At 34.6% G+C, this 15166-nt stretch carries 15 protein-coding genes; 5 read left to right on the plus strand and 10 right to left on the minus strand.

Annotation, left to right across the window (positions count from 1 at the left end):
• Nucleotides 1-144: 144 nt before the first annotated feature.
• The 5 genes from SBL16_RS02695 to pta form a co-directional block, all read right to left on the minus strand.
• Complete coding sequence (locus tag SBL16_RS02695; protein ID WP_053017131.1) at nt 145-1221, minus strand: phosphomevalonate kinase; 1077 nt, start codon at nt 1219-1221, stop codon at nt 145-147.
• 12 nt (nt 1222-1233) lie between these two features.
• Entirely contained in the window at nt 1234-2217 is a 984-nt protein-coding gene (gene mvaD, locus SBL16_RS02700) for a diphosphomevalonate decarboxylase (RefSeq protein ID WP_107611799.1), read from the minus strand.
• A gap of 4 nt (nt 2218-2221) precedes the next feature.
• Nucleotides 2222-3145, minus strand: a complete 924-nt coding sequence (gene mvk / locus SBL16_RS02705; RefSeq protein WP_037537381.1) for a mevalonate kinase — start codon at nt 3143-3145, stop codon at nt 2222-2224.
• A gap of 928 nt (nt 3146-4073) precedes the next feature.
• Complete coding sequence (locus SBL16_RS02710) at nt 4074-4916, minus strand: biotin/lipoate A/B protein ligase family protein (protein ID WP_016930863.1); 843 nt, start codon at nt 4914-4916, stop codon at nt 4074-4076.
• A complete protein-coding gene (gene pta, locus SBL16_RS02715) occupies nt 4916-5905 on the minus strand; it encodes a phosphate acetyltransferase (protein WP_107611800.1) in 990 nt (329 codons plus the stop codon). Before pta ends, SBL16_RS02710 begins: the two co-directional genes overlap by 1 nt.
• A gap of 173 nt (nt 5906-6078) precedes the next feature.
• Here pta and hemQ point away from each other — a divergent pair, with 173 nt between their 5' ends.
• The 3 genes from hemQ (at nt 6079) to SBL16_RS02730 (ending at nt 8800) form a co-directional block, all read left to right on the plus strand.
• Entirely contained in the window at nt 6079-6828 is a 750-nt protein-coding gene (gene hemQ / locus SBL16_RS02720) for a hydrogen peroxide-dependent heme synthase (RefSeq protein WP_011276660.1), read from the plus strand.
• A gap of 739 nt (nt 6829-7567) precedes the next feature.
• Nucleotides 7568-8335, plus strand: coding sequence for a threonine/serine exporter family protein (locus SBL16_RS02725; protein ID WP_053017129.1), 768 nt, complete (start codon nt 7568-7570; stop codon nt 8333-8335).
• 12 nt (nt 8336-8347) lie between these two features.
• On the plus strand, nt 8348-8800 hold the full coding sequence (locus tag SBL16_RS02730) for a threonine/serine exporter family protein (RefSeq protein ID WP_317952643.1): 453 nt from the start codon (nt 8348-8350) through the stop codon (nt 8798-8800).
• Between the two features lie 70 nt (nt 8801-8870).
• Here the strand turns inward: SBL16_RS02730 and SBL16_RS02735 are convergent, their stop codons facing one another.
• The 4 genes from SBL16_RS02735 to SBL16_RS02750 all read right to left on the minus strand — a co-directional run bounded on the left by SBL16_RS02735 (nt 8871) and on the right by SBL16_RS02750 (nt 11915).
• Nucleotides 8871-10349, minus strand: coding sequence for an APC family permease (locus tag SBL16_RS02735; RefSeq protein ID WP_053018559.1), 1479 nt, complete (start codon nt 10347-10349; stop codon nt 8871-8873).
• Nucleotides 10350-10475: 126 nt separating this feature from the next.
• The gene (locus SBL16_RS02740) at nt 10476-10844 is read right to left on the minus strand and encodes a DUF423 domain-containing protein (RefSeq protein WP_160380486.1); all 369 of its coding nucleotides are present in this window, start codon (nt 10842-10844) and stop codon (nt 10476-10478) included.
• A gap of 27 nt (nt 10845-10871) precedes the next feature.
• Complete coding sequence (locus SBL16_RS02745) at nt 10872-11255, minus strand: DUF5327 family protein (RefSeq protein ID WP_107611801.1); 384 nt, start codon at nt 11253-11255, stop codon at nt 10872-10874.
• Nucleotides 11256-11915, minus strand: a complete 660-nt coding sequence (locus SBL16_RS02750) for a uracil-DNA glycosylase (protein ID WP_070839491.1) — start codon at nt 11913-11915, stop codon at nt 11256-11258.
• A 139-nt stretch (nt 11916-12054) separates the two neighbouring features.
• Between SBL16_RS02750 and thiD the strand changes: the two genes are divergently transcribed.
• Both thiD and vraX read left to right on the plus strand, forming a co-directional pair.
• The gene (gene thiD / locus SBL16_RS02755) at nt 12055-12885 is read left to right on the plus strand and encodes a bifunctional hydroxymethylpyrimidine kinase/phosphomethylpyrimidine kinase (protein ID WP_037537375.1); all 831 of its coding nucleotides are present in this window, start codon (nt 12055-12057) and stop codon (nt 12883-12885) included.
• A gap of 250 nt (nt 12886-13135) precedes the next feature.
• Nucleotides 13136-13306 (plus strand): C1q-binding complement inhibitor VraX, encoded by a 171-nt coding sequence (gene vraX / locus SBL16_RS02760; RefSeq protein WP_011276668.1) that lies wholly within the window; start codon nt 13136-13138, stop codon nt 13304-13306.
• 338 nt (nt 13307-13644) lie between these two features.
• Here the strand turns inward: vraX and SBL16_RS02765 are convergent, their stop codons facing one another.
• Nucleotides 13645-15051, minus strand: a complete 1407-nt coding sequence (locus tag SBL16_RS02765; RefSeq protein WP_053017124.1) for an MFS transporter — start codon at nt 15049-15051, stop codon at nt 13645-13647.
• Between the last annotated feature and the right edge of the window lie 115 nt (nt 15052-15166).

A 15166-nucleotide genomic window follows, 5' to 3' on the forward strand; every position in this document is an offset into this window, starting at 1 on the left:
CAATGAATTTAACTCTAATTATTTTACTCCTTTTACAAGAAAATTCAAGCCTATCATTAAAAGTCATTCTCAGCCATAATAAAAAAGAGCAAGACGCTGATTCAACATTTGAATTCAGTCCTACTCACTTATTAGTTTATATTATTATTGTCCATGATAAATTTTAAATTTCAACGGTTTAATACCGTGTGATGCCCATTCATTATAAATACGATTTTTATCAATGCGATTATCAATAATGGCGATACCGCAATCGCCACCGCCAGCACCTGATGTCTTGGCAGCAGCACCATAACGTTCTCCAATATCACATAACATTTTTAAATTTTCAGTTTCAATGTCGACTGTCGCTTCATTATCCATTTGTTGAATAATCATACGATTTTGTCGAATCATTTTCTGAACACCTTTAATATTATTTGTTTTAAACGCATAGATAAGATTTTCAACACATGTATGAGATTGATCAAGGAATCTTCCATAAAAAGAAGGATCTGATTTTAAGCGTTTCACTTCACTGACTAAATGAGGTGATGAAGCAGGCGAACCTGTCCAACCGATTAAGACTTCCATATTCTCTGGGGCCTGTAAAGGTTCAATATGAAGACCCGGCCAATTTTTTTCTAATACTTCATTAACTGATGTTTCTTCCATCTGTTGTTTGACCCAATCGTGATCGAAAGTACTATAAGCTAGCCAGCCACTGTATACACTTACAGCTATATCACCACATGAGCTTAAACTTTGTAATCGCATATTAGAAATGACTGCAAGTTTATAAATATATAGGTTAGATAATTGCATATCGTAAAACTCATTTAATGCTTTGACGACTGACACTAAAACTGCCGCACTAGAACCAAGCCCATATTTATTACCTGAAGCATCATCTAAATTACTATCGATTTCTAAATGAAAATGCTTCAATTTGACGTTGCAACTTCTCGCATATTGTTCGAAAACTTCAATTGCAGTTACAACATACTTTAATTGACTAGCAGCATTAGCATCGGAGATATCAATTTTATCTTCATTGCGATTAAACGTTACAGGTTCATAATGTAATGTCTTGGAATGAATCGTACCTGTTACTGCATTAGAAGCTTCAATTGAAGCTGTAACAAATCGATCGACCGCAATTAAGACAGACTTATATCCTGGCTCAGTCACTGCATATTCACCTGCTACATAAAGCTTTCCTGGTGCTTTCACCTGAATCATTATATCTCTTCCTTACTTAATTATTTCGACTCCTGATTGGGTAATGTCACTTGTGATGATTTGTGATTGATCAAATTCTTGTAAGAATTTATCTACGATAGCTTGTTGATTTTTCTTTTCAATCAATACTTTAACGTTAGGACCCGCGTCCATTGTAAAGTAGCAAGGTAAACCCGCTTCTCTACATTCATGAACGATGCGCATAGCATCATAACTTTCTGGTACTAAATATGTAAATGGAGGTTGTGCTCCCAAATTAGTTGCATGCATGCGTAAACCATTAGCTTCAATAACTTCACCCATACGCTTGAAATCTTTTTGAGCAATGGCTTCTTTAGTATCTTTCAAATCTGGTTCAACGTTATCTAACCAATATTGATAAAAACGTGACGTATCACGTGTAAGTGACATACCTGAACGACTGGATACCTTTTTAGATTTGTTATTAATAACAACAAAAACCATAGCCAGTTCATTTTCCCAGCCATCCGCTTCAACACGGTGTGCAAACGAAGATTCATCGTCATGTCCCTTTTCCCATTCAGCAAACCCACCATAAATACTACGAGATGCTGAACCAGACCCACGACGCGCTAAACGTGAAAGATCTTTATCAGATAAACCTAATTGTAGAGCTTCATTACACGCACCGGCTAATGCAGCATATGCACTTGCTGACGAAGCTAATCCTGCAGCTGTTGGAACAAAATTCTCACTTTCAATAAGTGCATGTTCTGAAATCCCAGCTTCTTTACGAATCATTTCCATATAACGTTGAATCTTAGCGCTTTCCTTAGCGTTTACAGCTTCCCCGTTAAGAATTAACTGATCTTCTGTTAATGTTTCATCAAATGTTACACGCGTTTCAGTGTAAAAACGGTCAAGTGTAACTGACAAACTATTATTCATTGGTATGATTAATGCCTCATCGGCTTTACCCCAATATTTAATCAGTGCAATATTCGTATGTGCGCGTGCTTTACCACTCTTTTTCAATGGTTTATCCTCCTAACTTCTCAATCCATGTATGTTGTGCCCCAGCTTTTTCAACTGCAGCGACAATATTCTTAGCTGTTTGCAATTCTTTAGCTAAGATAAGCATACTACCACCACGGCCGCCACCTGTTAGTTTGCCAGCAACTGAACCATTCTCTTCTCCTAAGCGAAGAAACATTTCTATTTTGTCATGACTCACCGTCAATGTTCTCAAGTCATCTTGACATTGATTAAAGATTGTAGCTAATTGATCAAAACTATGATGCTCAATCGCTTCACTTGCTGAATAAACTAAAGAACCAATATGTTCAACAACTTGCATATAATTCTTATCATTATCACATAATTGATGCACATCTTCGACTGCTTGTTTAGTAGAACCTTTAACACCTGTATCGATAACTACCATATAACCATCTAAATCTAAGGTCTTTAATATTTCAACTTCGCCCTTTTGATACCAAACAGGTTGATTCGTAACGATAGTCTTAGTATCTATACCACTTGGTTTACCGTGAGCTATACGTTCTGCCCAGTCTGCATTCTCTAATAATTCTTTATCAGTTAGTGGTAAACCTAAATAATCATAGCTTGCTCTTATGAAAGCGACAGCAACGGCTGCACTTGATCCTAAACCTCTAGATGGTGGTAAATTTGCTTGAATTTTTATTAATAATGGCTCTTCTACCTTTTTATTCTCTACGAAATGGCCAATTAAAGATTTCAAATGTTCTGGCGCATCATAAAGTGGTCCATCATAGACATCACTTTGTATCGCTGAGTAATTACCTTTTTCCAAACTTTCGATTAAGACTTTTACTTTTCCTGAAGTAAACGGAATCGCAATTGCAGGTTCACCAAATGTTACCGCATGCTCCCCGATTAATATTATTTTGCCGTTAGACTCCCCATAGCCACGTTGTACCATGATATCTCACCTTTAATATTCTTTCTGAAAAATTATTTTCGAGGTCAGTGGACATACTTATCATGCATATATCCTAAATCTTTCAACTCTATAAATGCCTATGTCAATTTGTATTTAAATTACTGACCTTTTATCGTAGTGTGTACGCAAATTAACTTTATAATTGCATGTCATAGTCTATCCACATTTTTGTATCCTTTTTCGACTTGAATAAAAGATAGACTCAGTTAATTTAACTTTAAAACTTAAAAATATTTATACCCTAAATTTAAAATCTCTAACATACTGTCATGTTAGTCTTTTAATTAAGATGGCCTTCGTTCTTGATTAATCTCCACCATCAATATATTAAAATGATACACAATCTACATCGTTTTTATATTAATCTACCTAAACTATATTACTATAAAAAGTAATAGGAATATAGCAATTTATAATAAATTTGATATATAATTCCACCTAAAATTACATTATTCCAAATGAAAAGGGAGTAGAACAGAAATAATATTTTCTCAGGATTTATTTCGTTGTAACCCCAGCTTGCTTAGCTTGTAGAATTTCTTTAGGAAATTCTCTTTGCTGGGGCCCCGAACCCCAGCTTGCCTAGCTTGTAGAATTTCTTTAGGAAATTCTCTTTGTTGGGGCCCCGAACCCCAACTTGCTTTGCTTGTAGAATTTCTTTGAAAAATTCTCTTTGTTGGGGCCCCGAACCCCAGCTTGCTTTGCTTGTAGAATTTCTTTAGGAAATTCTCTTTGTTGGGGGCACCGATTACGAGGCAAGGATGACTAGGTTTGAAAAAACGCTTGACGCAAGCGCATTTTCAAATCAGTCAGCTACTGACAACATGATAAAGTAGGCTGAGACATTTTATTTTGTCCCAGCCTATTTAACTGTATCAAATTTTCAATTTTAAAAGTTGTTTCACGCTTAATCAGCTTCTATTGAACGATTCATCTTCTCATTACGATCTATCATCTTGTCGAAGTAACCTTCATAACGTGTCCATTCATCTTCAGTGATTGGATCCATATTCAGATTACCACCTAAATCTTTAATAGCGTGTAATAATTGGAACATCACATCTTGGACTTTAATCTCTCGCCCAAACAACGTTTCCAGTGATGCCATACATTCAGGTTGTATATCCGGATATTTAAATTTAGTCACTTCGCCTTTAAGTGCATGTTCATAGAAGACACGCATCATTTCCGCGCGTTCTGAACCTGATCCTTCAACACAAAGATATATTTGCACTGCAATACCACCACGTACACGACGTTGTGAAATGCCGGCAAACTTTTTACCATCAATGCTTAAATCAAATTTTCCTGGGCAATATGAGTGCTCAATCTCTCGTGTATCAATCTCTACATCTTCATTTTCAAACATTTTGCAAATCAATAAATACATTACTGTAAATGCTTCATCAATTGTCGTTTCCGTTTGACCTTTGAAAATAAGTGAGATATTTAATACTCCTTGATCTAACACGACACCAAGACCACCCGAATTCCTCACAATTGCGTTATAACCTATTTCATCAGTTAAATATCGAATACCATCTTTAAGAAATGGTAAACGCGAATCATGAATACCGAGAATAACGGTATGTTGGTGAATCCATGTTCTGACCACATTGCATGATAAATCTTTTCCTACGCTTTCTGAAAACGTATCGTCAAAAGCAAATGATTGCATTGGTGCTAAACCAGACGAATGGTCTACATAGCGCCAATCGATATCATTAAAGTATTTACTCGCTAAGTCCATTATTGTAATGTTTGAGCAGCTGTAATGATTGATAATTTATAAACGTCTTCAGTTGAGCAACCGCGTGATAAGTCGTTAACAGGTGAGTTTAAACCTTGTAATACAGGACCAACTGCGTCAAAACCGCCTAAACGTTGAGCAATTTTGTATCCAATATTACCTGCTTCTAAACTTGGGAATACAAAGACATTTGCATTACCTTGAATTTTAGCGCCTGGCGCTTTTTTCTCAGCTACTGAAGGTACAATAGCAGCATCAAATTGGAATTCACCATCAATTACAACGTCTGTTAAGCCTTCAGATTCTACTTTTTCTTGAGCTAATTTAACTGCATTTGCTACTTTATCAACATCGTTAGATTTAGCTGAACCTTTAGTTGAGAAGCTTAACATAGCAACACGTGGGTCCATGCCGAAGCTTTTAGCTGATTTCGCACTTTCAACTGCGATTTCTGCTAAATCAGATGATTCTAATGTTGGGTTAATTGCACAATCACCGAATACATATTGTTGATCATCTTTAATCATAAAGAAGATACCAGAAGTTTTAGATACGCCTGGTTTCGTTTTAATGATTTGTAATGCAGGGCGAACAGTATCTCCAGTTGAATGTGCTGCACCACTTACTAACCCGTCAGCATGACCAGCGTAAACTAACATTGTACCGAAATAGTTAACGTTATTTAATAATTCATCAGCTTGTTCTTCAGTTGCTTTACCTTTACGGCGTTCAACGAATGATTTAACTAATTCTGGTTTTAATTCGCTTGTAGATGGGTTAATGACTTCGATGTCTGAAACATCTAATCCTTTATCTTTAGCTAATAAGTTGATTTTGTCATAGTCACCTAAAACTACAGGTGTTACATAGTCAGTTGCTTGTAATTGTGTAGCAGCTGTTAACACACGCTCATCTTCACCCTCAGGTAATACGATTTTGACATTTTTTCCTGAAAGTTTTTCTTGTAATACATCTAATAAACTAGACATAATGCCCTCCTAAATAATTTCATAATAATATTTTGCACTCTAATTATACTGTATTTATAGTGATATTTCCATTTCACTAATTTGTAATCATTTAAGTATGTTTACTAATTCTCTTTATGATAAAATTTAGTCTGTATTAAATAATAATAATCAATTTTGAAGGAGCGATACACATGAGTGAAGCAGCTGAAACTTTAGATGGTTGGTACAGTCTTCATTTATTTTATGCTGTAGATTGGGCAACATTTAGACTAGTGCCTGAGGATGAACGTGAAGCTATGATCAATGAATTCAAGACATTCATTAACGATAAAGCTAGTGCTAGAGAACAACAAGCTGGCGACTATGCGCTATATAATATTACAGGTCAAAAAGCTGACATTCTATTATGGTACTTACGTCCAGAAATGAAAGAACTTAATGAAATTGAAAATGAACTCAATAAACTTCGTATTGCTGATTTCTTTATTCAAACATACTCATACGTGTCAGTGATTGAATTAGGTAATTACTTAGCAGGTAAGTCTGATGAAGATCCATATCAAAATCCACATGTTAGAGCGAGATTATATCCTGAATTACCTAGAACAGAGTATATTTGTTTCTATCCAATGGATAAACGTCGTAATGAGACTTATAACTGGTATATGTTACCAATGGAAGAACGTAAGAAATTAATGTATAACCATGGTATGATTGGTCGACAATATGCAGGTAAGATCAAACAATTCATCACAGGGTCAGTTGGTTTTGATGACTTTGAATGGGGCGTAACTTTATTCTCTGATGATGTATTACAATTCAAAAAAATTGTATACGAAATGCGTTTTGATGAGACAACTGCTAGATATGGAGAATTTGGTGGTTTCTATATTGGTCACATCTTAAAAACAGATGATTTCGAACACTTTTTTGCTATCTAAACTTGTTATTAGATAAATCTATTTTGTAAAATTCATAACTTGTTCCCTTCTAAGCTTGCTTGAACATGGCTTTGAAGGGAACTTTTTATTTATAGAAAATAAATCGATAATGGAACTCTAATGTATCTCTAACAAAGATGACGTGCCAAACTTTATAAATGCCCACAATATCTTATTTTGATAATAGTTTAATAAACGAATATTTAGGGAATAGCTATTAATCGCCACATTTAAATAGGTTTTAAAACAACGATAACCTGAGGCACTTACTATGCCTCAGGCTATTATAGTGTAGTATGTGTTTTGGGAGAACTTAATTACTACTCTGAACATTAACAACTATGAAAATATTGTCGCTACCCAATATTATTCATAAATTGCTAACTAATTATTATTTAACCAAATTGTAATATTTTGAAACATTATAGAATGAGTTTGTATATATTTTTTATTTTAAATGTATTGCAACATTATACTATAATGATTAATGTACACTCTTTTTAATTTTTTAACATTTAATTGTCTTATTTTCTTCATTTTGGAGCGCGGATTTTCTAGGCATTTGTTATACACAATGTGAGACTCTTTTTTATAAGAGCGAATCAGAGCTTAGAAACTTTTAATATAAGCGTGCTTACTTCAATTAGCTACTTTAATTTTGTATCATAAACCTAAAAGACTTTTATATCTTAGACTCATTGACTATAATTATGAGTACATCTTAACGAATGGTGATGAAATGGATAATACACAAATACACGAAAATGCAGATGAAAAATTAATTAAAGACGTTGTCATGATGGCTGGACGCATATTATTGGAGTCCGGTGCTGAAGGTACACGTGTTGAAGATACAATGACACGTATTGCACGTAAATTAGGCTATTCTGAGAGTAATAGCTTTGTTACCAATACTGTTATTCAATTTACATTACATAATGAATCTTATCCTCGAATTTTTAGAATTAATTCACGTGATACGAATCTCATTAAAATTTCTCAAACAAATGAAATCTCACGCTTAATCACAAAAGGTGCAATTACACTAGAAGAAGCTAAATTAAAACTTGAGAATATATATGTTGCTAAACGTGATAGTAGTTTACTTTTCAAGGGAATTGCTGCTGCCATTATTGCTATTAGTTTCCTATATTTACAGGATGGTAAACTTGTCGATGTTATCACCGCATTGTTAGCGGGCGGCTTAGGTTATCTTGTAGTTGAAATACTAGATAGACGTTTACATGCGCAATTTATTCCAGAATTTTTAGGGTCACTCGTTATAGGAATTATTTCAGTACTTGGTCATTATTTATTACCCACAGGTGATCTTGCAACAATTATTATTGCCTCTGTAATGCCTATTGTTCCCGGAGTACTTATAACAAATGCCATTCAAGATCTATTTGGTGGACACATGCTTATGTTTACAACGAAGTCCTTAGAAGCACTCGTCACTGCTTTTGGTATTGGCGCTGGCGTTGGTTCAGTTTTAATCTTAGTTTAGGAGTGGGAATGAATGTTTTGGATATTAAACTTAATTTTTAGTTATACCGCTTCACTTTTTTTCTGTGTGATCTTCGATGCGCCTAGGAAACTTTATCTCTCTTGTGGATTTGTAGGAGCATGTGGTTGGATGATTTACATTCTTTTTTATCAAGGTTTGAACACACATACGATCTACTCAAGTTTCTTCGGAAGTTTAGCGTTAGGTTTAATTAGTCACTATATGGCTCGTACAAAGAGAGAACCGGCAATTATCTTCATGGTACCTGGAATTATTCCTCTTGTACCTGGTGGTCTAGCGTTTGATGCTACTAAGAATTTAGTACTATTAGACTTCAGTAAAGCGATTAATACAATGCTTGAAGTAACACTCATTGCTGGCGCCATTGCGCTCGGCTTATTATTTGCAGACCAAATTTCTAAAATTATATTATCTGGTTTTGCAAGAACAAGAAAAAGAATATAACATCATTTATACTATTGTTGATATTAGAAAAGCGCGTGGCTCCCTAGAGCCCGCGCTTTTTAAAGTTGAACTATTTATAAGTATCATCTACCATATCTTCAACTTCTTTTTCAGAACGATTTAAAATTAATCGACTTAATTCATCATTATCCATTCGCTTCAATTTAGGATAACGGATAACGAAGAAAATCAGTCCAATTACTAACCATCCACCTAAAGCAATATATGACGGCATTGAGAGCGATGCTGGTGATCCAGGCACTAACAATAAGAGAAGGAAAATAAATGATACAATCGAACCAAAAATGGCAAATGTCTTATAAACAGGTCCGTACGTATTACTTTCTTTATTAAAACTGAACAACTTAGCTGCAGATAAACATGTAATAAAATAAGCAATTGATACGCCAGTTGACGACATATCAACAATCCATGTTAATGCAGTACGACCTAACCAAGGTGCAATTAATGTAACAGCTACTAAAAAGATAATCGCTACATATGGTGTCTTATATTTAGAGTGCAATTTACTAAAAGCAGTTGGCATGATGCCTGAACGCCCCATCGAGAATAACAATCGACTTGCACTCATTAAAAATCCATTTAAACCTGTAAATATACCCATAATAATTGCTATGGCTAATACACCTAAACCAATATAACCAAATGCTGACTGTGTTTCAGCACCTGTTACCCATAAGTTACCATTTAAACTTGCATTATTAGTACTTAACCAACCTGTGTATAAAATCATTACGACATATGTCAGTGACGCTGCCAACAAACTATACACTATCAATTTAAATGTCTTATTAGGTGAAAAGTTAAATTCTTCTGCAGTTTGAGGAATGTTGTCAAAGCCAACATACGCCCAAGGCGCTACTGCCACAATCATAATTATAGATGTGAACCAACCTGATTTAGGATTAGCTAATGGTTGTAAATTCTCAAATGCAAAATTATTTCCAAAGAATGAACCGAAAAACATAAGCAACACAACAATAACCATAGCTACGCAAAAGTAATATTGCAATGAACCTGATACACTTGCACCACGGATTGCTACTAGCATAAAGACAAGTAATAACACAGTGGCAATAATGATTTCAGTTATGTAAACGTCCCATCCTGCAATCGTGTATAACTTCCCATTATTCAACAAATCAGGAAGTAGGAATTTTACTAATAAACTAAATGCCGTTGCATTAAGTGCAACAACACATACATACCCAAATGTTAAAAACCATGATGAGAAGAAACTAACGTATCTACCAAAACTTAAGTAACTAAATGCAAAGGCGCCACCTGAAACTGGAAATTTTTCTACCAAGGCCCCATAACTTACTGCAATGAGTATCATTAATAATGCACCAATTACGATACCTATAGATGCAGCAATTGGACCAGATTGCTTAATCCAATCTCCAGGTAAAATAAAAGCACCCCAACCTATACATGAGCCATAAGCAATAGCCCAGACAAACTTTTCAGAGAGGTTCTGTTTCAAATCGCCTCTATCTATATCCTGATTTTGATTATTTTTACTCATAAAATAAACTCACCTCAAGTATGCTATATACCCAAAAGGTGAGTTGTTTAATCTATACTATTGACACAATATAAGTGCTTTGCAGTTTTATATAAAACTAATAAATTTGATAAATTATGTTAAATTTTATCCTACAAATTTAAATGTAGAGATAATAAGCATTAACCAACCCGCGATAAACAATAAACCACCAATTGGTGTAATCGCTCCTAAGATACGGATTTGTGTTAAAGCTAATATATATAACGAACCACTAAAGAACACCACACCAAGGAAGAGAAGCCAACCTGCCCAATTCACATTAATAGATGTTGTACCACTAATAACACCAATAATGATTAATCCTAATCCATGGTACATTTGATAATTCACTGCTTTTTCCCACACTGACATATATTTGTCCGATAATTTACCTTCAAGACCATGTGCACCAAATGCCCCAGTACCAACTGACATCATTGTACATAGCGCACCTAGTATTATAAATAATTTCATCATATACATTCATTCTCCTCATTCAGTTTAAAAATCAAATATTGATTCTCCATTACCAATTTCATCATCCGTTACCATTGTATTAGATGGCAAGCTATTATTCTGTGACGATTTCATTGAATCTGGAACTTTTCCACCCATCGCCTCAATTTCTGCAGCAGTCACTTTGGATTTACCTTGTGACGATGATGTGTTTGAACTTTGATTTACTTTTGAAAATGACGTAGTCACAGTTTTTGTAAAATCCTGACCTTGTGATTTTGATGACGCTGGCTTACTTTCGTTGTTAGCATATATTGACGTTAATGTATGAATCGCATACATATGTTTCTCGAATTGTTGCTCGTTAGTAGCCTCATCAGCTTGCACTAACTCATGTTCAATTAGTTGAATCACTTGCGCTCTATTCATTTAAGCCTCCCCATTCTCGCACCAATTGATAGGTGATTTACCTTTAGATACTAAATAATCATTAGTTTTAGAATATGGTTTAGAACCAAAGAACCCACGATAAGCCGATAACGGGCTTGGATGTGGCGATTTAATAATATAGTGTTTTGACGTATCAATTAATTTAATTTTCTGTTGTGCAGGCTTACCCCATAATATGAATACAACATCATCACGATGTTTCGAAATAGCTTGGATCACTTCATCTGTAAATGTTTCCCATCCAATATCCTTATGCGAGTGTGCTTGTCCTTGTCGAACCGTCAGAACAGTATTTAATAACAAGACACCTTCACGAGCCCAATCTTGTAAATGTGGTGATGTCCGATGACACCCAATATCATCTTCCAATTCCTGATACATATTTCTCAAAGAAGGCGGAAATTTAGCATTAGGTTGCACAGAAAACGCTAAACCATGGGCTTGATTCGGTCCATGATAAGGATCTTGACCTAATATAACCACTTTCACATCTTCAAAAGGTGTTAAATCAAAAGCTTGATAAATATTGTCTCTATCTGGATAGATGGTTTGTGTTGTATATTCTTTTTCTAAAAAATCGTGCATCTCTTTGAAATCGTGTCGTTCCGTAATATCATGAAATATTTCTGACCATTCCATCGTTTTCACCTCAAGCCATATTTTAACATAATGCTAACCTAATCAGTTATTGATTTTATCCATTACTTCAAGCTAGCACGTAGTCTGATAAACGTGATATTATAAGACATAGATTAGAAATTGTCGGGAGTGAATTTACATGGCTTTAAAAAAAGTATTAACAATTGCAGGTTCAGATACAAGTGCGGGAGCTGGTATGCAAGCTGACCTTAAAACATTCCAAGAATTAGACACATACGGCATGGTCGCTTTAACAGCTGTTGTAACAATGGATAAGGAAACTTGGTCTCATGATGTGACACCACTTCCTATGGATTTATTTGAAAAGCAACTTGAAACAGCTATTTCAATTGGTCCAGATGCTGTTAAAACTGGCATGCTAGGTACTCAAGAAATCATTAAACGTGCTGGAGAAGCATTTGAAGAATCAGGCGCACAATATTTCGTAGTAGATCCTGTTATGGTATGTAAAGGCGAAGATGAAGTACTTAACCCAGGAAATACTGATGCAATGATTGAATATTTATTACCAAAAGCAACTGTTGTGACACCTAACTTATTTGAAGCAGGCCAACTTTCTGGTTTAGGTAAATTAACTTCAATCGAAGACATGAAGAAAGCAGCAGACATCATCTTTAATCAAGGCGCTCAACACGTCATTATTAAAGGTGGTAAAGCGTTAGATCAAGATAAATCTTACGACTTATACTATGACGGTAATACGTTCTACCAATTAACAACAGATATGTTCCAACAAAGCTACAACCACGGTGCCGGTTGTACATTCGCAGCCGCTACAACAGCATACTTAGCTAATGGTAAATCACCTAAAGAAGCTGTTATTAGTGCCAAAGCATTTGTTGCTTCAGCAATTAAAAATGGCTGGAAAATGAACGACTTCGTAGGTCCAGTAGATCATGGTGCCTATAATCGTGTTGAACACATCGATGTAGACGTAACAGAAGTTTAATAGTAAACACTTAATTTTTATAAACTCAAACTAACCTCCTCAATAAAGTCTTTATTAAGACCATTCATTGAGGAGGTATTTTATTTAACTCATTCACATTAATTTAGGCTTATTATAAATTCTAGGTATTAAGTCGTAGAAAGTGATAGGCTATACGTTGTATCCAAAGTTGGTACCTTGGGCTCATGTTTTTATTTTAAAATTGCTTTACTATATTAAGTGTAGAGAGACAAAGGAGGAATTACACATCATGATTATCTACAAGCAAAATATAGAGAATGGTATCCCAATGTACGAAATCATTACGAAAACCTTCAAGACAATTACGGTAAAATTTGATGAAACGTTTAACAAGAATGAAATCTATAAATTGCTCTCTCTACTAGAAAATGACCTTGATAACATGAAACTAGGTTATTAAGTCATTTAGACATCAAGAAGCACAGTAAAAGTGTTTTCCAAATTGAGAATTCAAACAGATGAATTATTCCCAAAATTGATTTTAAAGTTCTTATGCCCCCTAATACTATAAGTAACTTTATAAGTCATTAATCATTCCTAAACTCACCTTATTTAAATAGCGTCGATGTTAGACGAGGATTGTCCCCCCTCGTATGCTTAGAGAGTAACTTTAAGCTTTGCTAACATTGACGCTATATTTTTACGTCGCTAATTATTTATAGTACTTCTATTTAAAGTTAAATGAATTAAAAAAACGCATTGAAGCGAACGTGCATCAATGCGTTTAATTGATAATTATTATGCGTTTTTATTTTTCTTAACTTTAATCCACCATAATGCTTTTTTAGGATTTGATTCATAAAATTCTAAATCCTTTTTATTGTCAACATTAGGATAAGAACCTTTAAGTGATTTACCTGCTGTACTTACATGCAGTACCGCAATCACAATAAAGCCGATAATACTAATTGCAGTTAAATAATACGCTGGTGCGTAAATGTTACCAGTTGATTCAACTAACCATGAGTTAACTAACGGTGTGGTACCACCAAATAGTGAAACTGAAATATTAAATGTAACTGCTAATGTACGATATCTAATATGTGTAAAGAACATTGTTGGTAATGAACCAGGCATTGTTGCTTCGTATGTTGATAAGAAGAAACCTAAAATAAACACACCAAGTATAATGAATGGTAATGATTTTGTATTGAGTAAACTAAATGCCACAATACTTAATAGTGTAAGACCACCAGTACCAATCAAGAATACTTTCTTCTCACCAATTTTATCAGCTAATTTACCGAAGAATAATGCTAACGGAATCATTACTGCCATAACACATGTAATTAACACACTTGTAGTTGTTTCATCAATTTTAACAATTTGTCCTAAGTATGTTGGTAAATAAGCAGTAACTGTATAGTTTGTTACATTGAAAAATACAACTGCTACGAAACATACTAAGATATCTTTAAAGTAATAACGGATAATTGTGAAGAATCCTATGTTATCACGTGCTGGTGTTTCTACATCATTTTCATAGATTGGAGATTCTTCAAGTTTACGACGTAAATAAAGTCCAAATAAACCAAGGAATAAACCTAAGATAAATGGAATTCTCCAACCCCACGCTTCCATTTGTGCATCACTTAAGAAGAAACTTAATAATGCGATCATAATTGAAGCTGCGATATAACCCGATAAAGTTCCAATTTCAAGACCACTACCTAAACTATTACGCTTCTTATCTGGTGAAATTTCAGCAATATATGTCATTGCTCCAGCATATTCACCACCAGTAGAAAATCCTTGTAATATTCTAGCGAGCAGTAAGAGCGCTGGTGCCCATAATCCTATCATATCGTAGTTTGGTAAAACACCTATCGTTAATGTTGATAGAGCCATTAAAATAATAGTCGTCGTCAATACAACTTTACGACCGTACTTATCACCAATGATTCCAAACACTATCCCACCTATTGGTCGTAATAGGAAGGCAATTGCTAATGCTGCAAATGTAAATATTTGTTGAATCTGTGGGTTTTGTACTGGCGAAAAGAAATTCGCTCCGATATATGCCGTAGTGTACGCATAGACACCAAAGTCGAACCATTCCATGGCGTTACCAATACCCGTGGCAAATACAGTTTTCTTCGCTGTTTGCCCATCGACCATGTTAATTCTATCTTTTTTAAAATCCATGACCTGTAACACTCCTTCTATTTATGTTACATAATTATACAGACCTAATGAATGTTGTCAAATCACTAAAAATTATATAAATTTCAAAAATACAATATTATTCATTTTACAGAAT

The organism is Staphylococcus sp. NWU MK-U1 (genome assembly GCF_033283505.1).
In the GTDB taxonomy this organism is placed as follows: domain Bacteria; phylum Bacillota; class Bacilli; order Staphylococcales; family Staphylococcaceae; genus Staphylococcus; species Staphylococcus haemolyticus.